Below are 25,204 nucleotides of genomic sequence, written 5' to 3' on the forward strand. Positions count from 1 at the left end.
CCTTTAAATTTTACGAAAGTATATTCTTTCATCTTTTAATAATCACTAAAATTTAAAATACGAATAGGCGCCCCCTCGTTTTGCAATTTTTTATCTAAATCCTGCTAAAATGCACCTTTAGACCAAATGATGAGAAATTTGCGCGGCAAGAATTTTCGCACAAAAGCGTGCCGCGTGGAATTTAAATGAAAATTTAAAAGGAAAATTTTAAAGATGATGGGAACCGGCTATCTAGCGGGCATGGAGGATATCGGAAGCGAGACAATGGAGCGTACGCTTGCTCTGCGCGAGGGCTTTTGCGAGGAGGCGAGCGAGGTGGACGTGCAAAGGGCGATCGGCGCGAAAAATAGAAGTCTGCGCGATTTTGCGGCGCTACTAAGCGTGCGCGCAGGCGAGCATTTGGAGCAGATTGCGCAAGCCGCAGCGCGCGAAAAAGCGGCGCATTTCGGCAGCAACATTGCCGTTTTCACGCCGATTTACATTTCAAACTACTGCGACAATCTCTGCGTTTACTGCGGCTTTAACTGCAAGAACAAAATCGCGCGCGCAAGGCTCGATGAGGCGCAGCTAAAGGCGGAGTTTGAGGCGATCGCGGCAAGCGGGCTAGAAGAAATTTTAATCCTCACCGGCGAGAGCGAGAAAAACAGCCCCGTGCGCTACATCGGGCGCGCCTGCGAGCTTGCGCGGCAGTATTTTAAGGTAATCGGCGTTGAAATTTATCCGCTAAACTCTGCCGATTACGCCTATTTGCACGCTTGTGGCGTCGATTTCGTCACCGTTTTTCAAGAAACCTACGATCCCGCACGCTACGCGCAGCTGCATCTTGCGGGCAATAAGCGCGTTTTTGCGTATCGCTTCGCAGCCCAAGAACGCGCGATTAGAGGCGGTATGCGCGGCGTGGGCTTCGCGGCGCTTTTGGGGCTCGGGGATTTCCGCCGCGATGCCTTTGCCACGGGCGTGCACGCATGGCTGCTTCAGCGCAAGTACCCGCGCGCCGAGATCTCCTTTTCGGTGCCGCGCCTGCGCCCGATCATCAACAACGACAAAATAAACCCGAAGGACGTCGGTGAGCGCGAGCTGCTGCAGGTCATGTGCGCGTATCGAATGTTGCTGCCAAGTGCGCAGATCACGATCTCCACGCGCGAGAGAGCGGGCTTCCGCGACAATGCGATCAGGATCGCGGCGAGCAAAATTTCGGCGGGCGTGAGCGTGGGTATCGGCGGGCACAGCGAGCAGAGGGGCGACGAGCAGTTCGAGATCAGCGACGCGCGCAGCGTAAGTGAGGTCTGCGAGGCGATCCGCGGCGGCGGGCTGCAGCCGCTGATGAGCGAGTATATCTATGTGTGAGGCGCGAAATTCTGCCGCGTGCGTGGATGAAATTTACGGCGCCGGACGCGAGATTTATAGCGTCAAATATGAGATCAAATTCCACAGCGCCGCACATGGCGATAAAATTTATGGCGTCATGACGGATAATAAAATTTTAGGCACCGCGTTAGCGGGCGTTAGGAATTCTGGACTCAAAAATGCGCGTGTAAATTTGAGGCCTAGGAACACATACGAGGATTTAAAATTTAAAGGTAGCGCAAATTTCGAGCCCGCGGGTGACGTAAATTTTAAATTTAAAAACGGCGTGAGCTTTGGGTTCTTATGCAGCGGCAACGTAAGGTCGCTAAAATCGAGGAGCTGGGCGAACGCTTTGAGCCTTAGCGCTGCGGCGGAAATTTCAGCCCTTGTTAAGGCGGGCGAAATTTTGAAATATGGCGTGACGGCGGGGATTTCGGCACTCGCTCTAGCAAGTAAAATTTTAATTCCTAGCGCTACGGGCAAAATTTTAAGCCTCAGTGCTGTGCCGCGTACGGATTCTGGGCTAAAGGGGGCAAGCGGATGCTAGATTTTGAGCTTGCTTCGCGCATTACGATCATCACAAATCGCGCGCTCTGCGGCGGCGAGGCGGCACTGCTTGCGCGTATAGCGGATTTTGCCGCAACGGGTGTAGGCGAGATCGTCGTACGCGAAAAAGACCTGAGCGAGAAAGCTTACGCAGCGCTGTTTGGTAAAATTTTACTCGCCTGCGAGAGCGGATTTTGTGCGGATAAGGCTTTTGCAAACGTGATTTTTGCAGATGAAGCTTGCACTGCTAAATTTGGCAAAATCCAAGCTCTTGAGGGCGAATTAGACGTGAGCGCGGCCTACGCTGATAAAATTTTGCTCTGCGAGCGCGACGCAGACGAAGTTTCTCCAAAAAAGCTCCATTTGGGCGGCGGCAAGAGCGAGATTTGCGCGGATGCGGCCCACAAGTACGGTGTCGCTACAGATGAGACACGGCCTAAAAATTCCGCTTGCGTTTTAGATGAAATTTTGTCTGAAAATTTTACCGGTACCGCAAACTGCGCGGACGATAGCGCGCCTGGCGAAATTTCGCTTCGTGGTGCCGCAAGCGAAACAAAACCCGCGGATGGGACTATACAGAGCGCAGAAGACGCCGAAATCGCGCAGGGCAGAGGAAACACAGAGAGCATGGAAAGTGCGTATGGCGCAGAAAAGGCAAACGGCACAGAGAGCGTGAAAGAGGCGGAAAACTCGCAGGGTGCGAAGGGCACGCAGAGCGCAGAGAGGGCAAGGCGCCCGCCTACGATCTTTGTGCATAATTTCGCAGATTTTACGCTGCGCAAGGGCGAGAGAAATTTATGGCTGCCGCTCGGGGTTTTGCGGAGCTTCAGCGCGGCGCACGGCGCGGAGTTTTTGCGCGCAAATTTCAAAAAACTGGTCGCTTCCTGCCACAGCGAGGCGGAGGCGCGCGAGGCGCTGGAACTGGGCGCGAGTGCGATCTGTCTGAGCCATATATTCGCGACCGATTGCAAGGCGGGGCTAGCGCCGAGGGGGCTAAATTTGATTCGCGCCGTGCGGGAGTTTTTCGCGGGCGAAATCTACGCGCTGGGCGGCATAACGCCGCGCAATTTCGCCTCCGTCCTACGCGCGGGAGCCGACAGGATCGCCGTTATGAGCTCTGCGATGGCTGCGCGGGACGCGAGCGATTTCATAAGAAAATTTAAGAAATGAATCAATCCGAAAATGTGCTCCGTTTCTTTTGTCGCGCCCTTGTTGCCGTCATTTCGCGCATGCGGCGCAATGCAAAAACGCGCGAAATGAACGCGATTTATTGCGATTTAAGCCCAAAGTTATAAAATACGAGCGATTTAAGCTTAAGGATATTTTTTGGATAAAGTGCGGCTTGAGGAATCAAAAAAGCTTCTAAACGAGGGGCGCCAGAACTTAAAACAAAAGCTGCGAAAAGGCGCTAGCGCCGACATCTTTGACAATGCGGATTTAAGCGATGCGGCGGATCGCAGATCATTAAATTTAAACGATGCAAATTTGAATAGCGAAAGCCCTAAAGATACGAATTTTAATCAAACAAACCCCGAATCGCAAGCCGATCATCTTTGCGGCGCAAATTTCCGAGATACAAATTTAAAAAGCACGAATTTAAACTCACAAGCCGAGGTAAAATTTCAAAATTTAAACACAGGCGGTGTTTCATCGCGAGGCGTTAAAACTCGTGATTACGACAAAGAGCCGATAATCATAAAAGACCACGCTATAATTTTAAATGCTATCATCGGCGCGATCTATATCATTACTACGATATTGATGGCGATATGCGGTAAATTTTCCGCCCAGCAAATTTTATTTCTCGTTTTGCTGGATTGCTATTTTCCGCTCAGAGCATTAAATAAATTTTCAAATTTCGGCAAGTGCTATATATGCTTTAAAAATGACGATATAACCCTATATTCTAAAAAGACGGAAGCCATTTTATATGAGACTAAAATTTCCAATATAATTGGTATCAAAAGAACCACGGGACCGTCATATCCCGAAATATCAAAAAAGACAAAATGCCTTATGCTGCTATTTGCTTTTATATACTTGCTTTTGGTTTTTTTCGTAGCGGTAGTGATAGACGGAAGGGAGGAAAATTTTTGGATAATTTTTGCGGTAATTATATCGATTAGCTTTTTTCCTTTAGTGCTATATAGGCTTTTTAACGGGCTAGGCTTTGATATTATAAATGACAGCATATTGATATATGACAAAAATTCTTTTATAGAGGTTTCGTTTCTAAGTAGCAAAGAATACAGGGAGCTAAAAGCCTATTTTCTACTCAAAACAGGGAAAAATTTAGATAAAATCCCGCCGCAAATTTTTGTGTAGACCATAAAAGCGGACTCTATTTGAAATTTATATTAAATTATGATCGATCAAATTTGCCTTTTTTCGGCGATATGAAAACGATGACGTTTGAAGCGAATAAGGATAAATTTGAACAAAATTTTACCTCGTAAATTTACGAAGTCTCATTCCACAAGCCGCGCGCGGATGTCGCCGAAGAGCAGCACGTCCTTCAAAACGGCGCGATCGGCGTAACCGCGCTCGTTTAGGCTCAGGTGCAGCTCGCCTCGGCTGCTCGAAAATATCGGCTGGTTGATGAAAACCACGTAGATCGCCGCAGCCTGCTTATCCGCGCCCGCGCCGCGCCCTTTAAAATTTACGTCCGTTGTGCCGGTTTTCGTATCTGCTCCGCTAGAGCTTGTGCTTGCCGCTGCGCCGGAGTTTGTGTCCGCATCGCTAGGCGGCGCGACGCCAAGCTCACTCGCGATATTTGCGGCGGCGCTTCCGCGCGGTATTTGAATGTCGATCCTTCCATCGGCACTTTTTGCGCCTGCGGCTCGGACGAAAAATTTATCGCCCGAGTGCGGAATTTTAGAGAAATTGAAAAACAAACTCAGCAGGTCGTTCGTCGCAAAATAGGGCAAAATTTCGTCGCTTACTAGCTGCAGCTCGCCGCCCGAACCTTTGAACTTTTGAAATTTTATCGTTTTGCGCGCGTAGTCGAAGGCGTAGGTTTTGCGCTCGTTTTTCGTCGTTTTGCCCTTTTTGCGCGAGACCTCGTGGACGTAGAGATCGGGCATCAAAAGCCCCGCCACGACGCGCCCCTTTGAGCAGAAGCTCTCGCGCCTTTGCCCGCTCAGGCTGCCCGCGACGCCCTGCGCAACGGCGTCCATGACGATCTCGTAGCGATCGCCCTCGCGCACGAGCCGCGTATTTGCGCTGCCGACCGCGCCGAAAACGCCGAACGAAATCTCATATTTCGCGCTGATCGTCTCGCCCAAAAGAGCGCTCGCGCACAAAATCAAAATAGCAAAAAATTTCATCCCTACCGTCCTTCCGCTTTGCGGCGCCCCATCATACGACGCCCGTAAAATTTACGCTCTTTGCGCCGCTTGTAAAACTTGCGCATAAAATTTGCGCCGTCGCCATTAAAACGCTTGTTAAATTTACGCTTTTTACTCGGCGCTATTTTGTGCTGCAAATACAGCACGTCGATCGTTAGCAAATCCGCTCAAATTTAAACGACTCGGCGCGGGTCAAATTCGTAAATTTAGTCCTTCCAAAGCCACCATTTCAGCTTGGCTTTGTCGGGATGAGGCGTATTTGCGTAGTGGCTGGCCTCGGCAAACGTAGAGGATGTACCTGTCGCTGCCGCGCTCGAGGGCCTTTGTGCGTTCAAATATCTCGTCCGGATCCGCGCCCTTTAGCGAAGCGATGTCCTCGTAGCCCAGCACCAACAGATCGCCCTCGGTCGCCTCGCCGACATAGGGGATTTTCTTAAAATCGCTCGCGCCTTTACTCAAATTTTACTCCAATCTTTATTCAAATTTCGCTCGGCTCGCCATTTGGATAAAATTTTAAAACCCCTTGAGAGTGCGGAATTTTAAAATTTCACTCGTGTGAGGCAAATTTTAAAATTTTATCCACGCGATGCGAAAAATTTTTAAAATTTTACCTCGCCGCCGGGCCGCCGCTGCGCTTATGCGCGCCGCTTTTTAGTGTTAAGACGCCCGCCGCTGCGCCCATTGTCGGAAATTTTATCTGCAAGCTAGCAGGGAGCTTGGGCGCGGCAAAGCTTAAACGTTTTTAATCCCAAACGGAGTAAATTTACGCTTCCGCCTTGCGCCAAATGCAAAAATCTGATACGTTTGTTTCAAACTCCAACGGATTTTGTAAAAAGACGACAGCGGCGCTTCGACGTCATCCGAGCCGCCTTTGTGCGATGATTTAATTAAAATTTCTTTCGCGCTAAAACCATGCTTAAAATAATTTTTCACCAAATTCTACGCAGGCTCGAGCGCTAAATTTGACCCAAAATTCGCTCGCAAATTTCGCACGGATCGGCACTTTGATAGATCGGGCGGCCGACTACGATAAAATTAGCCCCTGCCTCGCGCGCGGCGCCCAGATCCGCCACCCGCTTTTGATCCCCAGCACTCTCGCCAAACGGCCTTATGCCAGGGCAGAGCGTGATAAAATTTGCGCTCGTAGCGTCCTTTATCGGGCGGCTCTCGAACGCCGAGCAGACCATGCCGTCAAGCCCCGCTTCGTAGCTCATCACGCTAAATTTTCGCACGGCATCGCTTAAATTTTGCTCGTAAACCGCGCTAAATTCGGTCTCGTCAAAGCTCGTTAGCGCCGAAACTGCAAGCACTAGCGGACGCGAACCGAGTTTGTCCAGCCGCTCCATTACGGTAGCCATCGCGCGCTTGCCGCTGCTTGCGTGCACGTTTATCATATCTACGCCGATTTTAGCGATCTCCTCGGCGGCGTCAGCCATCGTGTTTGGGATATCATAAAGCTTTAAATCGAGGAAAATTTTAAAATTTCCAAGCTTTTTTAGCTCCTCGATAAAGCCCGCTCCGTCGCGCAAATAGGCTCGCAAGCCAACTTTTAGCCAAATTTTATCCGCAAAGTCCGCAAGCCCCTCCGCTAGCTGTAAACACTGCTGCTTCGAGCCCAAATCAAGCGCGACGCAGAGCTTCACCGTTTATCCTTGCCACGTACTGCGCCTTTGCTGCCTGCGGGTCTTTCCGAGAGAGCGCCTTTGTTGCCTGCTGGTCTTTTTGAGACGGTGCCTCTGCTGCCCGCAGATTTTTTCGGCGCGGTAGAGATTTTGCGCCCCGTGCTACTTTTCGGCGCAGTATTTTTACCAGCAGTGCCCTTTTTCGGTGCTGTGCTTTTGCCGACTCTGAAATTTCTATCCGCGCCCTCTTTTTTCGGCGCGGCGTCTTTGCCTCGTTCGCCTGCCTTAAAATTTTTACCTCGCTCGCCCGTTTTGAAATTTTTGCCCGTTTTCTCCGTCTTAAATTTATCTCCGGTCTTGAGATTTCTCTCCGTTTTAAATTTTTTGCTCGCGGTGGATTCGGATTTTTTTGCGGACGCGCTGCGAGTTTTCAAATTAGCGGGCTTTTTAGATGGTCTGCTTCTGCTCGCCGTAGAATTTTTCGGCGCGCCGCCCCTCTTTGCTCTCGTAAAATTTTTTGTCTCGCCGTCCGCGCCTGCGGGGATGAAATTTTTCGCCGTATCATCGCTGTCCGAAACGGCGGAGTTTTTCGCCGCAGCAGGCTTAAAATTTTTGACTGCCTCCGTGGTTGCTTCGGGATTTACGCTTGCCGTCGCAGTCGGCTTGGAAATTTTATCCGCCGCGATGTTTACGGGGCTGTCTTTTAGCGCATCCAGCACGCCGTTTATAAATTTAGACGAGATGCCAAGCTCCTTGGCGGAGTTGATCGCTTCGTTGATGACGATGCCTGCGTCGGTGTCCGTAAAGCGCAACTCATACGCCCCGAGCCGCAGTATCGCGCGCTCCAGAGCTGAAATTTCGGCGAGTTTAAATTCCTTTAAATTTTCATCTATCAGCGCATCGACCGCGGCGAGATTTTCGCTAGCACCGCGCAGAAGCGCCAGCGTCCAGTTGCGCTGCTCGTTGCGAATGCGCTTTTCTTCCAGATATTCGTCCGCAAAGTCCTCGCCGCCGCCGTTCATATCCCGGGAGTAAAGCAGCGAGATCGCAGCGAGCCTGGCTTGGTGTCTGGTAGCCATTTTAAGCCTTTATGTTGCGAAATAGACTTAGAAGCTCGATCGCGCCGCTCATCGCCTCAAAGCCCTTGTTGCCTGCCTTCGCGCCTGCGCGCTCGATTGCCTGCTCGATATTATCGGTAGTTAGCACGCCGAAAGTCACGGGCGCTCCGTATTTTAGCATGGTGTTCGCAATCCCCTTGCTTACTTCGGCGCTTACGTAGTCAAAATGCGGTGTAGAGCCGCGGATAACCGCCCCTAGGCAGACGACGGCGTCGTAGAGCTTGGAGCTTAGCGCCTTTTCAAGCGCGAGCGGGATCTCAAAAGCGCCAGGAACAAGCATTAGGCTTAAATTTTCCTCCTTGCCGCCGTGGCGCAAAAACGCATCATGCGCCCCTTCGACTAGGCGATCGGTGATGATGTGGTTGAAGCGGGCGTTGATGATTAGAATTTTTTCGCTGCCCTTAAGAGCAAGCGAGCCTTCGATGATTTTCATGGTTTTCCTTTGCGTTAAATTTAGCGCTAAGCTTAGCTAAATTCGCCAAAATTCTAAATTAATTTAAACATCACGGCGCTTGAAATTATGAGAAATAAGAGGGTGCTTTGCGCGCAGAAATTTTCTCGCAGCGGACGAATATTCTCAAGATCACGGCACCGATTGTGTCGATGCCTGTGCATAAGCTTAGCGTGAATATGAAAAATATACGAAGCAGGTTAATCTCTGCGCCCTCTTTTAGCGCGACGATCGTTTAGAGTGAAGCGATAAAAAGCGTGCCGAGCCCCGTATATAGGACGTATGCGAGCGCAGCGCTATGTATTTAAAAGCAAGCATAAATATAAAAAGTTCGCAATCGCGCAGATGACGGTAAGTAGCGATTTATGCGTACCGGTAGCGCGCTTAAATCCGTACGCCCGGTCGCACACAAAAAGCGCTCCGATGAGGGTAAAGCAAAGCTTCGGCGTTCATAAACCGCCTAAATTTTAAATTTAAAGCGCGATTGCAATGGCTTAGATTAAAATTCGCCTTAAAATTAATCCTAAATAATAAATTTTATTATTTGTTTAGAAATTTTTGGCTATAATCGCTCCAAATCATTTCAAGGAGAGAAAGATGTTTAAACTTAGAGAGTTGCCGTTCGATGCGGCGCACAACGCGGTCGTAAGCAAGCAAACCTGTGATTATCACCACGGCAAGCACCACGCGACCTATGTGGCAAATTTAAATAAACTTACCGAATCGGGCGAGTTTGCGGGCAAGGGGCTTTACGAGATCGTAACGGCGGCTAGCGGCGGGCTTTTTAACAACGCAGCGCAGGTTTACAACCACGATTTTTACTGGGATTGCATCGCAAAGCCTAGCGAGCCGTCTGCGGAGCTAAAATCGGCGCTAGCGGAAAATTTTGCGGATTTTAAAAGCGAGTTTTTGGCTGCTGCTACGGCGCATTTCGGCTCGGGCTGGGTGTGGCTCGCTTACGATCCGAAATCGGGCAAGCTTTGCATTAAAGCGACCCAAAATGCCGCCACGCCGGTGACCGAAGGGCTCGTGCCGCTTCTAGTCGTGGACGTTTGGGAGCACGCGTATTACATCGACGAGTACAACGCGCGCCCGAAATATCTGGAGAAATTCTACGCAGGCATCAACTGGGAGTTCGTCTCAAGCGCCTACGAATGGGCTAAAAAAGAGGGTCTCGGCTCGGTGAAATTTTACATCGACGAGCTTCACGGCAGAGATTAAATTTTAAAATTTAAGCGGACGTGGCGAGGCGATGCTACACAAAGCCAAAACCGCCTAAACGCGCTGTAGGGTTCGCTACGGACGATAATTGCCGCGTCGTTTAGCGTACGCGGTCGATCGCTTAAAATTTTAATTCAAAGCTAGCGGCTAAATTTCGGAATTTGTCTCGGAATTTAGCCGCGGCAATATCGCTTTTCAATCTATCTTTTAAATTTAATAAAATTCTATCAAAGCTCGGGCGCTAAATTTAATCAAAATTTTAGCCCAAAATCATCCAGAGCCCGATCGCGCACATCAGCACCGAGCAGAAAATTTCGAGGTATTTCAAATGGGTTTTCAGCAGATTTTTTAGCACCGCTCCGCCCAGTGCGTAGATGCTAAGGCAGATACTTTCGCTGGCGCACAAGATCGCCACGAGGGCGAAAGTGCGCGCGCCGAAAAGATTGTTCGCATCCAAAAACGGCGGAAAGAGCGCGGTGAAAAATATCCACGCCTTGGGGTTTGAGACCGCGACTACGAAGCCTTGCAGAAAGATATTTTCGCTGCGCTTCTGTTTTTGCAGCTTAAAATTTCCGCGTGCTAAAAAAGTCACGACGCCCAGATAGAAAATATACGCGCCGCCTAAAATTTTAATCGCGCTAAGCGCCGCAGGGTGTGCAAGCAGAATGCCCGCGACGCCGAATATGCACGCAAGCGCCACGGCCGCGACGCCCAGCACCTGCGCCAGCGGCGCAGGCAGAGCTCTAAGATAGCCGCGCGCGATGCCGAGATTTAGCGCGTAGGTCATGTTGATGCCCGGCATCAGCGATATCGGGAAGATCGTAAGAAAAAACAGAAGCATTGCAAACCCCTAAATTGTGGCTAAATTTTAAATTTTATCTCTCGCGATACGGCTCCGCTGTAATAGATTTTAAAATTCTAAAATTTAACGCGCTGCGCTGAGGCGAATAAAATTTTAAAATTCCGCCGCACCGCGGAACTGCACATTGCGAGCTGTCATCTAGAATTTTGCACATCGCTTTATTGCGCTTCATCATTGCGATATGCCGTGCGCCGCGCCGCACCCAAACTTTTCTTGGGGCGGGAAGGGGGGGCTTGAATTGCGAGGTCGCTCCCCCTCCCGCCCCAAACCCCACCTAATCCCCGACGACGCCTTACAAGAGGCAGGACGCGCTTGCGTTAAATTTATATTATAGCTGCGGCGTAGCGTGCAGTATCGCGTAAAAACTCATGCCGCAGTGCGGGTAAGACAGCGAATGAAATTTTAAAATTCCGCCGCGCCGCCGCGGGTAAATTTAAAATTTAAAACTCTCGCGGCTTTAAATTTAGCCGAAAATCCCGTATCCGAAGATCAACGCGATGATGAGCGGCAGGATAAATTTGACATACAAAAACCAAACTCCTGCGAGCCTCGCGCCGAGATCGCCTTCGTTGGTGAGCTCGTAGATCGCGTCCTTTTTCAGCACCCAGCCCGCGTAGACGCAGCACAGAAGCGCCGTTAGCACGAAAAATACGTTCGCGCTTACGAAGTCGAAAGCGTCGAAAACCGAGCGCCCTAGAATTTTAACATCCGCAAGCACGCTGCTTGAGAGTATGCAGGGTAGGTTGCCGAGCACGAAGACGCCGCCGAGCGTTAAATTTACCGCCTTTAACGTTGAAAAGCCAAAGCGCTCCTCGACGAAATTTATGATGACCTGATAGATCGTGATTGATGTCGTAAGCGCGGCGATGAGCAAAATCGAGAGAAAGACTACCGCGACGGCGTTGCCGAAGGGCATGTGCGAAAACGCGATCGGCAGGCTTTTAAAAACTAGCGACGAGCCGCTGCTCGGCTCAAGCCCCGCGCTAAAGAGTGACGGGAAGATCATAAAGCCCGCAAGCACGGCGATGAGCGTGTTTACGACTGCGGTGATGGTGGCCGTTTGCATCAGCTTCTCGTCTTTGTTTAAAAAGCTCGACAGCGTGATCATCACGCCGAAACCGAGCGAGAGCGCGAAAAAGACCTGACCCAAAACGTCGATCAAAAGCTTGGGCGTGATCTTGGCAAAATCGACGCTGAGATAAAATTTCACGCCTTCCTTTGCGCCCTCAAGCGTTAAATTTGTAAGGATCACCGCGATGAAGCACAAAAATAACGCGGGCATTAGAAATTTTACGAATTTTTCGATCCCCTCGATGATGCCGTTTTTCAAAATGTACCAGTTGATCGCTATGAAAACGAGCGTGTAAGCTCCGACGCCGAGCGGGCTATTTTCGATGTGATCTACGTAGAATTTCTGCGTAAATGCGGGGTCTGTGATTCGCGCGGAGAGGTCGAAGTTGCCGCTTACGATGTTTACGATATAGGTTAGCACCCAGCCGCCGAGGACCATATAGTAGGCTAAAATTCCAAACGCGCCAATTACGCCCATGATGCCTACGATTTTCCATGCTGGCTTTATGCGCGAGCCGTCCTTTTTAGGCGCCGTGAAGGCATCAACGCAGTTTCTTAGCGCGCGACGTCCGATGACGTTTTCTACCAAGATCATCGGGATACCAAGCACGATCATTGCGATGCAAAATATGAGCACGTAGGCGCCGCCGCCGTTTTCCCCGACTAAATACGGAAACCTCCACGTGCAGCCAAAGCCGATCGTGGCGCCTGCGACGGTTAAGATATATGTGAGCTTGCTGCTCCAGGTCTGTCTCGGCACGCTCCCTCCTTAAAATTGCTCTTTTTTGAGCTTGTCGAGGAAGTCCTCGATATTATATTTGGCGCGGTAAGTCTCGCTGATGAGATGGACTATGATGTCGCCGAGATCGACGACGCTCCACTCATCGCCGCTTTCGATAGCCAAAAACTCCTCGCCGAGCGGCTTAAGCACGCTTTTTAGCTCCTCGATGAGCGAGGCGGCGTGGCGGGAGGTCAGCATAGTGGCTATAACTACGAATTTCGCGATATATTCGCGCCCCTCCATATCGATGATCTGGACGTCTTCGGCTTTCTTTTCGTTTAAAATTTCGGCGATCCGCTCCGCCCTTTGCTTTGGATCTTGCATATCTTTCCTTTTATAAAATTTTATGACCTCTGCTGCGATCTTGGGCGGGATTTCGCCTTTGAAATCTCGCCTAAAACCGCTTGAGCTCGCATCTACGGCAATCTCGATCCGCTTTAGGCTCGCCCACTGCCGCGGGATCTCGTAGCCGGGCCGCGTAAGCACGACAAACTCCGCTAATTTCTGCATCTCGCTAAAGTCGCGCCATTTATGAAGCTCTGATAGGTTGTCGGCCCCCACGACGATGTAGAGCTTTGGTGCTATGTCTGCTCCGCTCGCATCGCTTGCGTCATCCATGTCATTTGCGTCACCTGCGTCACCTGCGCTATTTGCGCTATTTGCGCTACCCACGCAATTTGCGCCGCCTGCGTCAGCCATGCAATTCGCATTACCGCTTGGAATTTCGCTTGCGCTTGAAAATTTGCCTGTGACGGCGTTTAAAATTTCACTTGAGGCGGCACTTGAAATTCTGCCTGCATCTGAAATTTCGTTCCGCCCAGCATTCGGAATTTTGACAACGTCTGAAATTTCGTTCCGGGCGGCGTTCGGAATTCTGCTCGCGCTTAAGATTTTATCTCCGGCGGAGTTTGAAACCTCGCTCATGACGACATTAGACATTCTATTTGCGGCGACATTTGAAACTTCGTCCGTATTTGAAATTTTATCTACGCTTCGTGTTTCGCTAGCATCTCCTGCGCTGCCCGCCTCACTCGTGCCGTCGCGAGGAATTTTACCTACCTTACTTTGTGAAATCCCGCCCGTTTCGCTTTCACTGCCGACCGAAATTTGATCCGCCGTGCTGCCTTGCAGAATTTTACCCATTTCAACCGCCGTCTCTGCTGCGATTTTGCCGTTTGCGCCATGTTTTTCGAGCAGAAATTTCACGCTTTGTATCGTGGGTACCGGCACGTTTTGCGAAATTTCATAATCGCTCACCTCCACGTGCGGGGTGTCGCCCCACAGCGCGCGGCACCATTTTAGCCGCAGCTGCGGCGGCGCCGAAAAGCTCTTTTTAAACGGGTTTAGAAACGACGGCATTATGACCAGCAAATCGGGCTTTAGGGCGGATAAGATCGCCCCTACCGCGGCGTCGTGTCCTGCGTGCGGCGGATCAAAACTGCCGCCGAAAAGTGCGATCTTCACGCACCTGCTCCGCGCCGTTTCGCGCCGCAAAATTTCTCGCCCTTCGCCGCAAATTCCGCGGCATAAAATTTTGCTCGGCGCAATCTTGCTTTATGAAATTTTACGTCGCAAAATTCCGCTTCGTCAAATTTTGTTTCAAAAAATCCTGCGTTTTGCAGCGCAGTAAATTTAAAAGGCGCAGCGGCGCAAAGACTAGGACTGCGTCGTAGCCCTTTTGCGGCGATAAATTTAAAAAGCGCGCCGCTACGAAATTTTACCCCGAGGAATTTCGCTGCGTTAAATTTCATTTTAAGCTCTAAATTTGGCGCCTGGAACTTTGTCTCCTGAAATTTCACGCCGTGAAATTTGGCCGCATAAAATTTCGCAGCGCGAGCTAAAAAACCCGTCTCGCGCAATCTTGCTTTGTAAAATTTAAAACCGCGCGCCCTAAATTTCGACTTGCAGAATTCCGTGCTACGGAAGTTCGCTCCTAAAAATTCCGTTCCGCAGGTCGTAAATTTCGCGCCATTAAATTTCTCGTCGTGAAATTTAAAATGCGAGTGCCGTGATTGCCGAATTTGTCGCTTATGACAAAGCGTTTCATTGCAAAATTTAAAACCGCGAAGAGCTGCATTGTGCGCTCCGGGCTCTGTGCCGCAAAATTTTGTACTACCAAATTTTGTTGCAAAAAATCCTGTGTTTTGCAGCGCGAAAAATTTAACGCCGCGCTTTCTAAATTTTTCCGCGCAAAATCCAGCGGTTGCGAAGCGTGCGTTAGAATTCGGGTCTTTGTAAGGCTTTCGCACGGGCCGCCTACATATATTTTTCTAAAACGCGCGGGATTTCGATGCTGCCGTCCTTGCGCTGGTAGTTTTCCATCACCGCGATCAGCGTGCGGCCGACCGCGAGCGAGGAGCCGTTTAGCGTGTGAACGAGGCTGTTTTTCTTGCCGTCTTTGAAACGGATCTTGGCTCTGCGCGCCTGAAAATCGCGACAGTTGCTGATCGAGCTGATCTCTCGGTATTGGTTCTGTCCCGGCAGCCAAACCTCCAAATCCACGGTTTTTGCGGCACTAAAGCCTAGATCGCCGCTGCAAAGCAGCATGTGTCTGTGCGGAAGGCCAAGGCTAGCTAGCAGATCGCTCGCGCACGAAATCATCTCCTCAAGCATCTTTGCGCTATCTTCGGGGCGCGTGATGGCGACGAGTTCGACCTTTTCGAACTGGTGCTGGCGGATCATGCCGCGCGTATCGCGCCCCGCCGAGCCCGCTTCCTTGCGAAAGCAGTGGCTGTAGCTGGTGAGCTTGATCGGCAGCTCCTCGCTGCGTAAAATTTCATCGCTGAATAGATTCGTCGCCGTAACCTCGCTCGTAGGGATGAGATAGAGGTTTTGCTCCTCGTCGTCAACGCGGTAGAGATCGTCTTTAAATTTGGGCAGCTGACCCGTGCCGTAGAGGATCTGATCGCGCACCAAAAACGGCATATTTACGAGCTCGAAGCCGCGCGAGTTGTTAAATTCGATCATGTAATTGATGAGAGCCATATTCAGTTTTGCGCCAAGACCTCGGATCGCGGTGAAGCGGCTGCCGCTGAGTTTGACGCCGCGCTCGAAATCAAGCCATCCCAGCGCCTCGCCGAGATCAAAGTGCTGCTTGGGCGCGAAGTCGAACGTGCGCGGCTGCAGGACCTTTTTGATACAGACGTTTTCGTTCTCGTCCGCACCGATCGGCACGTCGTCGTCGATGATATTCGGCACGCACGCGGCGATCGCTTCTAGGCTCTGCTCGCGCTCGTTTACGAGCTCGCTTAGGCTTTGGATCTTTTGCTTGTTTTCCTCAAGCTGCGATTTTAGCGCGCCTACGTCTTTGCCCTCGCGCGCGGCGAGGCCGAGCTCCTTACTCTTTGCATTTTGCACGGCTTGAAGGTTCTCTAACTCCGTCTTTTTGGATTTTAGCTCGTTGTAGACATCTAGTAGCGTTTGCAGGGTTTGCGGCGGGACTTTTTTGGCGATGAGTTTTTTATTAAATTCGTCGAAATTTGTCTCGATAAGTTTTAAATTTATCATTTTTTACCTCTTTTTGGTAATTTAAATTGCGACATTTTAACCAAAGTTTGCTTTAAATACTCAAAATAAACCTACATTTAAGCAATACGGATGAAAAAAAGTGATACAATTCCGTAATATTTTATTATGAAAGGTATTACATGAAGGCAAAATTTGCTTTTTTAGGAATTTTCGCGGCGAGCCTTGTGTTTGCGCATTTTGGCGTTCTTACGACGGATAAAAATGTCGTAGAGGATCAAAAAGACGCTATCGTAAAGCTAAATTTGGAATTCTCCCATCCGTTTTTACAGGAGACTATGAATCTACAAAAGCCCGCAGAATTCGGCGTTTTTATTGACGGCGAGAAAAAATCGCTCCTAAGCGGTCTAAAAGAGCAGAAAAAGGGCGAAAATTCCTATTTTGCGGCGGAATTTAAAGCCGACAAACCATCGCTTTTGGCGTTTTATTTCGATCCGAAACCCTATGCCGAGCCGGCTGAGCGCAAGATGATCCGCCATATCACCAAAACCTATGTTGATGCTTACGGCGCGGGCGAAGGCTGGGATAAGCCGCTCGGGCTAGAGGCGGAGATCGTACCGCTCGTGCGGCCTTATGCGCTGTATGCGGGCGAGATATTTAGCGGAGTTTTTTTATTGCACGGAAGGCCCGTCCCAGGCGCGGACGTGGAGATCGAGCTATATAACGATAAAGGCTACAAAGCCCCTAGCGAGGCGCATGTCACGCAGGTCGTTAAAACCAACGGCGCGGGCGAGTTTAGCTTCGTGATGCCGGTTGCCGGCTGGTGGGGCTTTGCGGCTCTTAGCGAGGAGGAAGCCGCCAAAGGAAGCGAGCAGCCCGTAAATGAGCTGGGAGCCGTGCTTTGGATCAAAGCAGACGAGTTGAAAAAGTAGCGGAGCGGCTCGGTGAGATCTCTTTTTTCGGGCGAAATTTGCGCGGCTGCGGATAAATTTAAATTTGCGTTTGAGCGGAGTTTTGAAATTTTATTTTCGTACGTTTTGCTTGGCGATGTAAAATTTCCATCGAATTCTGCGGCTGAAATTTTACGGGGCAGAATTTTGTCGTTTCGCACCCGCGCGCAGTCTGCGTCTCGGGGTTTGGTTAAAACTTTACGGAGCAAAATTTCGCCGAGCAAAATTTTAAGAAACGTAGCTCTGCTGCGTGGAATTTTGCTTGGTAGAAATCCGCGCTTAGGAGCTTCGAGCGATGGTATTGCTCTGCTCGCGATTTTTCGCAAGCGTAGAAATTCGCTCTTAGTAGCTTCGAGCCGTAAAATTCCATACCCGTGGATTTACGAGCGTAAAATATCAGCACGTAAAATTTCGTTTTTTGAAATTTTAAAAACCCCGACTTTTAAAATTTCGCAAGCTCTGTTTTGCCGCGCGAGCACTGCGCCGAGATCGATCAGGGCTTTAAATTTTGCGTTACAAAATCCGCTCGCTGCTCCCGCAAATACGGAAATTAAAATTTATTGCGCCGTGCGAGCCGTAAAATTTATCAAATTTGCCGGTTCCGTAAGCGGTTTTGAGACCGCTCCGAGTCTTGCGCTGACAGCCGCCGCGGATAGGACGCAAGTCTTGAGTTTTACAGCCGCAAATTTTGCCGCGACTAAAGCCGTAAAAGCAAGATCTGTAGCAATCAAGGCAATTATCGCAAAGGTCGCAAATGCCTTAAATTTAGCCACTTCGCGCGTTTTTGCGCATCTAAAAAACGGGAGCGATTTAAAGGAGGCGAGCCGTGCACATTAGCGAAGGAGTTTTGAGCGCGCCCGTACTGCTTGCCGGCTGGGCGGTTACGGCGCCTGCAGTAGCGGCGATTTTATGGCGTGTAAGGCAGGCTGAGATCCCTAGGATCGCGTGTTTTAGCGCGCTGTTTTTCGTCGCATCTTTCGTGCACCTGCCCGTGGGTGTCAGCTCCATGCATTTGATGCTAAGCGGGCTCGTGGGCGCATTTTTGGGCTCGCGCGCGATCTTGGCGATTTTCGTCGCGCTATTTTTGCAAGGGGTATTTTTCGGCTTCGGGGGGCTTAGCGTGCTCGGCGTAAATACCGCAGTCATCGGCTTTCCAGCGGTTTTGGGCGGGCTCTTTGCCGCCGCCGCAAAAGCGCAAGAGCTAAAAGCGCGCACGCAAAAAATTTATCTATTTTTGGCGGGTTTCGTGCCGATCGTCTGCTCGATGCTGCTTCTTGATCTCGTGCTTTTCATCAGCGGACGGGAGTTTTTTGCTATCGCGACGCTCATCTCGCTCGAAGGTGCGATCCTGGCTGTTTTGGAGGGGATCATCACTCTTTTTGCGCTTAGCTTTATTGCGAAATTTTACGGCGGACAGAGGCGATGAGAGCACTATTTTTCTTAACGGTTTTGATCTCTTTTGCATTTTCGCATGCGCTTCATCTTTTCGCGACGCAAGAGGGCGATAGAGTGGCGATTTATAGCTATTTTTATAAAAATTCTCCCTGCATGGAGTGCGAAGTTTTAATCAGTGCGGACGGGCGCGAAATTTTGCGCACTAGGACCGATAAAGAGGGACTTGCGAGCATACGAATACCCGCTAAAAATTTTACTATTCAAATTTATGGAGGTGCAGGACACGGCGCGCAGATGGAATTTAGCGCCGATAACTTTGCGCCGCAGAATTCCGGTGATCCTGAAAATTCCACGCCACAAAATTCTGACGTTTCTGAAAATCCTATGCCGCAAAATTTGAACGCCGCTAAAAAATCCGCGTCCAAAGGCAGCGCACCCGAAAATATCGCGCCGAAAGCTAGTACGCCTGAAAATAAAATTTCAAGCACTTCCGAGCCTTTAGAAAATTCAGCCTCGCAAAGCATCTTGCCGAAAGAAAGTCCTAAGGGCGATATTAGGAGCATGGCATTTCAAAGCCAGTCCGCCGAGGCGCCTAAAATCGCGCTTTGTTTGGCCTTGATTTTCGGCTTTTTTGGCTTAATGTGGCTAGCGAAAAGAGCGCGCAAATGAGCCCCGCCGTATCACTGCTCGCGTTTTTTATCTTCAGCTTCGGCGTCGGACTTAGCGGGCAGCTTTATGCGGCGTTTTTTGCCCCGCCGCTACTTCTTTTTGCGCTTAAAATTTCGATTGCGCGCGCGGTCTGCACAAGGCTTGCGGTATTAAATATCTTTGCGATTTTAAGCGCGTTAAGCCCCGCCATAGTCGGCAACTACGAGCTTGCGGGCGTGATATTTTTGCGCGCAAATTTGATAATGGCGTTTGCAATTTTGCTATTTTACGGCAAGGACGAATATTTTTTCGCGCGCGGATTTTACGGGCTGGGACTCGGCGAAAAGCTAAGCTCTTTGGTGTATTGCTGTGGGCGATTCGTAAATTTTTTACGCTCGGATCTGGCGAGACTGCAAGCACTTTTGCGGATGCGCGGATTTGTAGGGACGAGCGGAATTTTCACCTATAAAATTTATGCAAATTTAGTCGGGATTTTAGCGATTTCGGCGCTTGAGCAAGCAAGAAATTTAAGCTTGGTGATGAGCGCGCGAGGGTTTTGCGGTAGGCTATTTTACGAACGTCGCGAAGGCTTGAGCGTCTTGGAAGCCTCGTTTTTGGCGTTCGTGCTGGCGTGCGTATCTGTTAAAATCGGAGCTATCTTATGAGCTGTTCGCTTAAGGCACTGGGTTTAAGCGCTAAAAACGGCGAGCGAGAAATTTTTCGCGGTGTAAATTTGAGCGTAGGGCATAAGGAAAAAGTGGCGATTTTGGGCGCGAACGGGCAGGGCAAGACGAGCCTGCTTCAAATTTTAGGCGGCCTAAGGCAATGGGGCGAGGGCGAGATCGAGCTTTTCGGTGAGAAGCTTGAGTGTGCGGAGGATTTTGTAAAATTTCGTCACGAGATCGGGTTTTTGTTTCAAAACAGCGACGATCAATTTTTGTGCGCGAGCGTGTTTGAGGACGTCGCATTTAGCCTACGTGCGCAAAATGAGCGGCTAAAACGAGCACGAAATGTGGAGAAAAGACGTGGAATTTTTTCTAAATTTTTTGGTCGTAAGGCGCAAATTTTAAGGCAGGGCAGCGAAAACGATCATCTAAAAAAGCTTGAAATTTTAGGTGAAGAGCAGATCGAGCGCAAGGCGCTGGAGACGCTGCGACGCTTGGGAATCGAACATCTACGCGAGCGGGTGCCCTTTCATCTAAGCGGCGGCGAGAAAAAGCTAGTGGCGCTTGCGGGCGCGCTGGTATGCGAGCCTAGGATACTGCTACTGGACGAGCCTACGACGGCGCTTGATGAGGCGATGCAGGAGCGTGTGGCGGGGATTTTGGCGGAGCTTGACGTAAGCGAGATCATCGTCTCGCACGATAAAAGTTTCATCGATAAAATCGCAGATAAAATTTATTATTTAAAATCTGACGGGCTGTATGAAAGTCCATGATAAAATCATGGATAAATTTATCGTTTAAAATCAAGAGACTTGTATAAAAGTCCATAATGGCGACCCTTGCGGGATTTGAACCACGCGTTTTCGCACTGAGAATGCAACGTCCTGAGCCACTAGACGAAAAGGTCAAGAAGCCGCATTATAGCGACAAAAACAAAATTTTAGATAAAGATACAAAATAAAGCGCAGAATAGCGGTTTGATATCCTTGCGGTTAAATTTCGATATGTGTGATGAGTAAAAAATTACTAACCTATGCAGCAAAAATTCTATATATTAAGTAAATTACTTATAAATTTATATTAAAAAACCATCATAATTTTAAGTCAAAATTTAAGAGAGAGAGAGAGAGTATCATTTACCTTAAATTTAATTTTAAGGATTTGTTATGTATTCCAGTCTAGACGCCGCTATTTCAGATATAAAGCAATTTTCGCGTTGCAAAAATTTTCACTATCCAAATATCCCTAAATCTAGTAATATCACAGACTTTAAATCAGAGCCTAAATTTAATTTGAGCAAGGATGAAAATTACCAAGAAGCTCGAGCTTTTATTAAAGACAATTTTGAATACGAGGATAAATACTACGATTTTATCCATTTAACAAAACTTTCAAATTTAAGCTCCATTATAAAAATGGGTGGAATTTTTTGTATGAACTATTTAAAAAATAATGGCATAGGACCAAATTTATTAACTAACGAGCTATCCAATGAGCTAGATAATAGACGCAATTTAGGGGATTATGTGCATTTATCTGTCATAGGCGATAATTGTATGCTTAACACTTTTATCGATAGGCATAAAAATGAAAACCTTGCTATTATTTTAATATCTCCGATCGTGTTATTTTATCATGCCTTTATTATGAGTGATCAAAACGCCACGGCAAATGCAGCGCATATTGGAAGGTATAGCACTATCAAAAACTATTTAAATTTTGTAAGTCTTTATTCTATACAAGAATTTCCGTCATACGACGTAGCTCAAAATAGTTTATACAAAATTTCACAAGCTGAAGTTATGATTTACGAAAAGATTCCGCTAAAATTTATAAGCGAAATAATACCGCTAGTTAGGAATTAGAAAATGCAGGCTATTAGACCGATTTTTTATGCGATAGATAAAAGTCCTTTTGTAAAAAGTGTAGATATAAAATTTGAATTTTTTAGCGGCTTTGCGTTATCTCAAAAGATAAAATCAATAGATAGCCTTTTAAGCAACGCTAGAGCCGAGCTTAAAAGCGAAAAAATTCTAGAAACCAGTAAGGCATCGCCAAATCCTCTCGGCAAAGCATTAAGCGCTTTTAATTTAAAGCTTCGTTTAAAAGATGAAGATCAAAATTTAATAGAAGCTAGCGTTGAACGGTTTTTTCAAGGGTCAAAATTTTTTGAGCGAGGCGGTCCGTTTGAAGAGATTATTTTTAGTGCTAAAGTTCATCCTAAAAAATATTCGCCGTTAAAAAATAGTGGAAATTTTTGTGGATTTGAGCTTTTCGGTGAACGTTTTAGTACCGAGCCAAAAACGTATTTTTATGATTTTTTATATCTAAGCGCTCTAAAACAAAATCCAAATTTAGCGGATGAAGTTTTAAAATATGATTATTTCAGCGATATAGAATTTAATCCTAAAAAGTCATTTTCCGCTCAATCTCGTGCTGCCGCGCTCTTTGTAGGATTAAGCCGAAACGGAATTTTTAAAGAAATTTTTGCAGATAAGGATACATTTTTTGATTTTTACTGTAAAAATTTTAAAAGAGAAAGTTTATTTTAAAGGAGAAAATATGGAAAATTCAACAGCACTTCTTTGCGGTATAATCGCATTACCATTAACTGTATTTATAGCTCTTGCACTATTTGGGTCTAAAAGTAGATCTGCAAATAGCAAAGAATTTATCCCTGAAAAGAAAGCTGCAATAAAAGAGAAAGTTTCTTTTAACGGAGGGGATATCGAAAGATTATTAAAACTAGTCTTTAGCGGCATAACCGCGATATCGTTATTAACGATAGCTATTATATTGTTTGGGGTCTGCGTGCATTACGTAGAATATCCTTACAGCTCTGACAAAAAAGTTAGATTTTATTTAGATACAGATGTTTATGTCCCAGACATTCCGACAACGATAAGCATTGATGGGATCGGTCACATAGGGGAAATAGGTTACATAAGAGAAAATATAAACGCAGATGTTACTATAAAAAATCTTAGATAGCCGCTAAAGCATCGAGCTGAATTTACGATGATAAAATTTATAAATTTATCTGGTGATTTTAGAATTTTGCGTGCTTTTGTAGTTACAAAATGGCTAATTGCAAAATTCTAAAATATTTGCGTAAGGGGTCACCGTAAGCTTTATTTCAGCATCTTACCCAAAATTTCTGCGCCTTTGCTGATCGTATAAAATGAATGATAGAAGTGGTCTAGCGTTTTTAATAGTCTTAGCGACTGTCTCTCTGCCCTTTGCGAGATTGATTTGACAATCCGTTTCGTACCTTGTGGAATAAAATAGAAGTACATTATACGTCCCCTGAATTTTTACTTAAATTTAGTCTAAAAATATGAAATTAAAGATAGGGAAATTTTGCGAGATAGAGCCATGCTCACGAATTTTAAGCGCAAAATTCGTGAGCATTGGCGTGAGGTTTAAATTTAATCCAAGGTATCGCGAGCTAAAATCCGAGCGCTTTTTGAATCGCAAGCGTCTGCGCGACGACGTGCTCAAGCTGCTGTAAATTTAGCATATTCGGCCCGTCTGATAGCGCGTGGGCGGGATCAGGGTGCGTCTCGTAAAAAAAGCCGTCCACGCCCACGGCCGCCGCCGCTCGCGCGAGATACGGCACGAAGCGCGAATCGCCGCCGCTCGTAGCGCCGATACTAGGCATCTGCACGCTGTGAGTAGCGTCGAAAATGACCGGCGCAAACTCGCGCATAATCGGCAGCGAGCGCATATCGACGATCAAATTTCCGTAGCCGAAGGTACTGCCGCGCTCGGTGAGCCAAACGCCGTAGCGGCGCGCCAGATCGTGCATCCCTTCGCCGCTCGGCTGCGCGGCACTTATCGAGCCGTCTTGTGCATTGCAAGTATGAGAGAAGTTTGGCTGCGAGACGCTTTGCGTTTCGCTTTTGTTATCGCTTTGTGCGGCACAAGGCGTCGCCGTACCTTTAACGGCATTTTCGGCACCGCTTTTAGCGCCGCAAGTATGAATAAAATTTTGCGCGTCCAATCGTGCACCACAAGAATTTTGCGCTGGTAGTGCCAAAGATCGGTCATTCGCACCGCCTCGGGCGCCGCTTTGCGCGCCGCAAATTTCGGCATCGCCGGAGCAGGCGCCATTTTTTGCGGCGTTTGTATCGCTAGATGCCGCGCCGCTTTGCGGAGTATAAGCCCGTGCGCTGCGGGTTTGCAGCACCTTTTCGACACTGTGTTTCATCGCCTGCGGCGATAGAAACTGACCTTTTTTGATGTTTACTACCGCTTGCGTGCTGGCTGCGGCGACGAGTAGGTCGGTTTGGCGGCACAAAAACGCCGGTATCTGCAGCACGTCGGCGACGCGCGCGGCGGGCTCCGCCTGGTAGCTCTCGTGGATGTCGGTTAAAATTTTATAACCGAACTTTTCCTTTACTTCGGCTAAAATTTCGCAGCCGCGCTGCAATCCCGGGCCGCGGAAGCTTGAGATGCTTGTGCGGTTGGCTTTATCGAAGCTGCTTTTAAAGTAAAATTCCACCCCGTCCATTTCGTTAAATTTGCGCAAACTTTCCGCGACTTTCATTATTAGCTCGCGACTTTCGATCACGCAGGGTCCTGCGATCAGTATCATGAAATATCCTTTTTTAAAATTTGCGCGATTTTAGCGAAATTTTACTAACTCTTAATAGGGCTTACCGAAAAATTTCTCGTAATGCTCATAAAAGCGCTTGTAGTAGGGGTTTGAGTAGCGTTTGCGCATACCGTAGTTGTAGCACTCGATCGTGTCTTTGATATTTTTGTCTTTGGCGTTCCAACATTTGCGCAGGATTTTAGCGCATTTAGTGAGGTTGTACATCGGATTAAATATATAATCGATCTCGTTTTGGCTGAAATTTACGGCGTTTAGCTGCCCGAGCCCCACATCGATGCTAAAGCCGTCCTCGTACAGGTACTTGGCGATCTGCACGGCGTAAATTTCGTTTGCCGGTATGATAGTAACGACCCATTTGCTGGAATTTAGGCTGTAGTTGCTCGTCTTGATGCGGATATTTTGATTGCGCAGGCCTGCGAAGTAATCGGCGTTTGCTTTGTTTGTCAAAAAGGAGATCGTGTAGGGCTCGAAGTCGCTTTCGATTTTGACGATGGTGTATAAAATTTCAGGCTTTACGCCTTCGTTTTGCGCTACTGCGGCGATGGCGTTTACGATCTCGTTCGGCGAGTAAGCGGGGGCTTGAAGCGCTAAAAACAGGGCGAAAACCAACTTTTTCATCTAAATTTACCGAGCCTTTGATAAAATTTTATGTCGCAAGTATAGCACAATTTCAGTCTTTTCATCATTGTTTAAGTGAAAATTAATCGTATTAGATATATAATCACATTTCTTTTTTAAACCCAAATGGTCGCTTAGCTCAGCTGGTAGAGCGCCACCCTTACAAGGTGGATGTCGCAGGTTCGATCCCTACAGCGACCACCATTTTGAAATCCTTGGATTTCATACTTCTTTAGCACTTGCGCTGCGAGTGTGATTTTTGGTGCGACGGTAGTTCAGCTGGTTAGAATGCCGCCCTGTCACGGCGGAGGTCGTGGGTTCGAGCCCCATTCGTCGCGCCACTTCTTACGATGTCTTGCTAGCTCAGTAGGTAGAGCATCTCACTTTTAATGAGGGGGTCGTTGGTTCGAATCCAACGCAGGACACCATCCACCAAATTTTCCCCCTATTTTTAGTTTTTTGATTTTTTTGAAGGCCCT

The 25,204-nt window shown here is 48.2% G+C and carries 23 protein-coding genes, 4 tRNA genes and 4 pseudogenes; 17 read left to right on the forward strand and 14 right to left on the reverse strand.

The window, feature by feature from the left end; genetic code table 11:
- Positions 1-213 precede the first annotated feature (213 nt).
- The 4 genes from thiH to Q0174_RS10790 all read left to right on the forward strand — a co-directional run bounded on the left by thiH (position 214) and on the right by Q0174_RS10790 (position 4,218).
- Positions 214-1,347, forward strand: coding sequence for a 2-iminoacetate synthase ThiH (gene thiH, locus Q0174_RS10775; RefSeq protein WP_298043946.1), 1,134 nt, complete (start codon positions 214-216; stop codon positions 1,345-1,347).
- Entirely contained in the window at positions 1,340-1,894 is a 555-nt protein-coding gene (locus Q0174_RS10780) for a hypothetical protein (RefSeq protein ID WP_298043947.1), read from the forward strand. The genes thiH and Q0174_RS10780 overlap by 8 nt, the downstream gene beginning before the upstream one ends.
- Positions 1,888-3,063 (forward strand): thiamine phosphate synthase, encoded by a 1,176-nt coding sequence (locus Q0174_RS10785; protein WP_298043949.1) that lies wholly within the window; start codon positions 1,888-1,890, stop codon positions 3,061-3,063. Before Q0174_RS10780 ends, Q0174_RS10785 begins: the two co-directional genes overlap by 7 nt.
- Positions 3,064-3,219: 156 nt before the next feature.
- Entirely contained in the window at positions 3,220-4,218 is a 999-nt protein-coding gene (locus Q0174_RS10790) for a hypothetical protein (protein ID WP_298043950.1), read from the forward strand.
- Positions 4,219-4,361: 143 nt separating this feature from the next.
- Here Q0174_RS10790 and Q0174_RS10795 read toward each other — a convergent pair whose 3' ends face one another.
- The 5 genes and pseudogenes from Q0174_RS10795 to ribH all read right to left on the reverse strand — a co-directional run bounded on the left by Q0174_RS10795 (position 4,362) and on the right by ribH (position 8,413).
- Positions 4,362-5,219 (reverse strand): DUF3108 domain-containing protein, encoded by an 858-nt coding sequence (locus Q0174_RS10795; RefSeq protein WP_298043953.1) that lies wholly within the window; start codon positions 5,217-5,219, stop codon positions 4,362-4,364.
- Between the two features lie 227 nt (positions 5,220-5,446).
- Positions 5,447-5,699: pseudogene (locus Q0174_RS10800) on the reverse strand (helix-hairpin-helix domain-containing protein).
- Between the two features lie 497 nt (positions 5,700-6,196).
- Complete coding sequence (gene pyrF, locus Q0174_RS10805; protein WP_366112753.1) at positions 6,197-6,883, reverse strand: orotidine-5'-phosphate decarboxylase; 687 nt, start codon at positions 6,881-6,883, stop codon at positions 6,197-6,199.
- Between the two features lie 683 nt (positions 6,884-7,566).
- Positions 7,567-7,941: pseudogene (nusB, locus tag Q0174_RS10810) on the reverse strand (transcription antitermination factor NusB); the annotation flags it as partial.
- Position 7,942: 1 nt separating this feature from the next.
- Entirely contained in the window at positions 7,943-8,413 is a 471-nt protein-coding gene (ribH, locus tag Q0174_RS10815; RefSeq protein ID WP_177388134.1) for a 6,7-dimethyl-8-ribityllumazine synthase, read from the reverse strand.
- Positions 8,414-9,028: 615 nt separating this feature from the next.
- On the opposite strand from ribH, the gene sodB reads away from it, so the two are divergent.
- Complete coding sequence (gene sodB, locus Q0174_RS10820; protein WP_298043955.1) at positions 9,029-9,652, forward strand: superoxide dismutase [Fe]; 624 nt, start codon at positions 9,029-9,031, stop codon at positions 9,650-9,652.
- Positions 9,653-9,911: 259 nt separating this feature from the next.
- Here sodB and Q0174_RS10825 read toward each other — a convergent pair whose 3' ends face one another.
- The 5 genes from Q0174_RS10825 to serS all read right to left on the reverse strand — a co-directional run bounded on the left by Q0174_RS10825 (position 9,912) and on the right by serS (position 15,873).
- Positions 9,912-10,493: a LysE family translocator gene (locus Q0174_RS10825; RefSeq protein WP_298043958.1), complete on the reverse strand. Its 582-nt coding sequence runs from the start codon at positions 10,491-10,493 to the stop codon at positions 9,912-9,914.
- 484 nt (positions 10,494-10,977) lie between these two features.
- The gene (locus Q0174_RS10830) at positions 10,978-12,345 is read right to left on the reverse strand and encodes a sodium-dependent transporter (protein ID WP_298043960.1); all 1,368 of its coding nucleotides are present in this window, start codon (positions 12,343-12,345) and stop codon (positions 10,978-10,980) included.
- Positions 12,346-12,354: 9 nt separating this feature from the next.
- Positions 12,355-13,830: a ribosome silencing factor gene (gene rsfS / locus Q0174_RS10835; protein ID WP_298043963.1), complete on the reverse strand. Its 1,476-nt coding sequence runs from the start codon at positions 13,828-13,830 to the stop codon at positions 12,355-12,357.
- On the reverse strand, positions 13,827-14,615 hold the full coding sequence (locus Q0174_RS10840; RefSeq protein WP_298043966.1) for a pentapeptide repeat-containing protein: 789 nt from the start codon (positions 14,613-14,615) through the stop codon (positions 13,827-13,829). Before Q0174_RS10840 ends, rsfS begins: the two co-directional genes overlap by 4 nt.
- A 7-nt stretch (positions 14,616-14,622) precedes the next feature.
- Complete coding sequence (gene serS / locus Q0174_RS10845; RefSeq protein ID WP_298043969.1) at positions 14,623-15,873, reverse strand: serine--tRNA ligase; 1,251 nt, start codon at positions 15,871-15,873, stop codon at positions 14,623-14,625.
- A 140-nt stretch (positions 15,874-16,013) separates the two neighbouring features.
- Here serS and Q0174_RS10850 point away from each other — a divergent pair, with 140 nt between their 5' ends.
- The 6 genes from Q0174_RS10850 to Q0174_RS10875 are packed head-to-tail and all read left to right on the forward strand — an operon-like array spanning position 16,014 to position 20,262.
- Positions 16,014-16,763 carry a DUF4198 domain-containing protein gene (locus Q0174_RS10850; protein ID WP_298043971.1) on the forward strand — a complete coding sequence of 250 codons (750 nt, stop codon included), beginning with the start codon at positions 16,014-16,016 and terminating at the stop codon, positions 16,761-16,763.
- A gap of 12 nt (positions 16,764-16,775) precedes the next feature.
- The gene (locus Q0174_RS10855) at positions 16,776-17,618 is read left to right on the forward strand and encodes a hypothetical protein (RefSeq protein ID WP_298043974.1); all 843 of its coding nucleotides are present in this window, start codon (positions 16,776-16,778) and stop codon (positions 17,616-17,618) included.
- Positions 17,608-18,207, forward strand: coding sequence for a cobalt transporter CbiM (cbiM, locus tag Q0174_RS10860; protein ID WP_298043976.1), 600 nt, complete (start codon positions 17,608-17,610; stop codon positions 18,205-18,207). The genes Q0174_RS10855 and cbiM overlap by 11 nt, the downstream gene beginning before the upstream one ends.
- Complete coding sequence (locus Q0174_RS10865; RefSeq protein WP_298043978.1) at positions 18,204-18,845, forward strand: hypothetical protein; 642 nt, start codon at positions 18,204-18,206, stop codon at positions 18,843-18,845. Before cbiM ends, Q0174_RS10865 begins: the two co-directional genes overlap by 4 nt.
- Complete coding sequence (locus Q0174_RS10870) at positions 18,842-19,489, forward strand: energy-coupling factor transporter transmembrane component T (protein WP_298043980.1); 648 nt, start codon at positions 18,842-18,844, stop codon at positions 19,487-19,489. The genes Q0174_RS10865 and Q0174_RS10870 overlap by 4 nt, the downstream gene beginning before the upstream one ends.
- Complete coding sequence (locus Q0174_RS10875; RefSeq protein WP_298043981.1) at positions 19,486-20,262, forward strand: ABC transporter ATP-binding protein; 777 nt, start codon at positions 19,486-19,488, stop codon at positions 20,260-20,262. The genes Q0174_RS10870 and Q0174_RS10875 overlap by 4 nt, the downstream gene beginning before the upstream one ends.
- A 57-nt stretch (positions 20,263-20,319) precedes the next feature.
- On the opposite strand, the gene Q0174_RS10880 is transcribed toward Q0174_RS10875, so the two are convergent.
- Positions 20,320-20,396 (reverse strand) — tRNA-Glu (locus tag Q0174_RS10880).
- Between the two features lie 259 nt (positions 20,397-20,655).
- Between Q0174_RS10880 and Q0174_RS10885 the strand changes: the two genes are divergently transcribed.
- From Q0174_RS10885 to Q0174_RS10895, 3 genes are read left to right on the forward strand one after another with little or no spacing between them, the layout of a single operon-like run.
- Complete coding sequence (locus Q0174_RS10885; RefSeq protein ID WP_298043984.1) at positions 20,656-21,354, forward strand: DarT ssDNA thymidine ADP-ribosyltransferase family protein; 699 nt, start codon at positions 20,656-20,658, stop codon at positions 21,352-21,354.
- A 3-nt stretch (positions 21,355-21,357) separates the two neighbouring features.
- Entirely contained in the window at positions 21,358-22,041 is a 684-nt protein-coding gene (locus Q0174_RS10890; RefSeq protein ID WP_298043985.1) for a hypothetical protein, read from the forward strand.
- A gap of 10 nt (positions 22,042-22,051) precedes the next feature.
- A complete protein-coding gene (locus Q0174_RS10895; protein WP_298043986.1) occupies positions 22,052-22,480 on the forward strand; it encodes a hypothetical protein in 429 nt (142 codons plus the stop codon).
- A gap of 457 nt (positions 22,481-22,937) precedes the next feature.
- Here the strand turns inward: Q0174_RS10895 and Q0174_RS10900 are convergent.
- The 3 genes and pseudogenes from Q0174_RS10900 to Q0174_RS10910 all read right to left on the reverse strand — a co-directional run.
- Positions 22,938-23,294 (reverse strand): annotated as a pseudogene (locus tag Q0174_RS10900) (3-deoxy-8-phosphooctulonate synthase); the annotation flags it as partial.
- Positions 23,295-23,663: 369 nt separating this feature from the next.
- Positions 23,664-24,086: pseudogene (locus tag Q0174_RS10905) on the reverse strand (3-deoxy-8-phosphooctulonate synthase); the annotation flags it as partial.
- A 51-nt stretch (positions 24,087-24,137) separates the two neighbouring features.
- Complete coding sequence (locus tag Q0174_RS10910; RefSeq protein ID WP_297942060.1) at positions 24,138-24,725, reverse strand: transglycosylase SLT domain-containing protein; 588 nt, start codon at positions 24,723-24,725, stop codon at positions 24,138-24,140.
- Between the two features lie 128 nt (positions 24,726-24,853).
- Between Q0174_RS10910 and Q0174_RS10915 the strand changes: the two genes are divergently transcribed.
- From Q0174_RS10915 to Q0174_RS10925, 3 genes are all read left to right on the forward strand, one after another.
- Positions 24,854-24,929 (forward strand) — tRNA-Val (locus Q0174_RS10915).
- Positions 24,930-24,989: 60 nt separating this feature from the next.
- Positions 24,990-25,066, forward strand: a tRNA-Asp gene (locus Q0174_RS10920).
- 11 nt (positions 25,067-25,077) lie between these two features.
- Positions 25,078-25,153, forward strand: a tRNA-Lys gene (locus Q0174_RS10925).
- Positions 25,154-25,204 lie beyond the last annotated feature (51 nt).

This window comes from uncultured Campylobacter sp., from assembly GCF_937996225.1.
Lineage (GTDB): Bacteria > Campylobacterota > Campylobacteria > Campylobacterales > Campylobacteraceae > Campylobacter_B.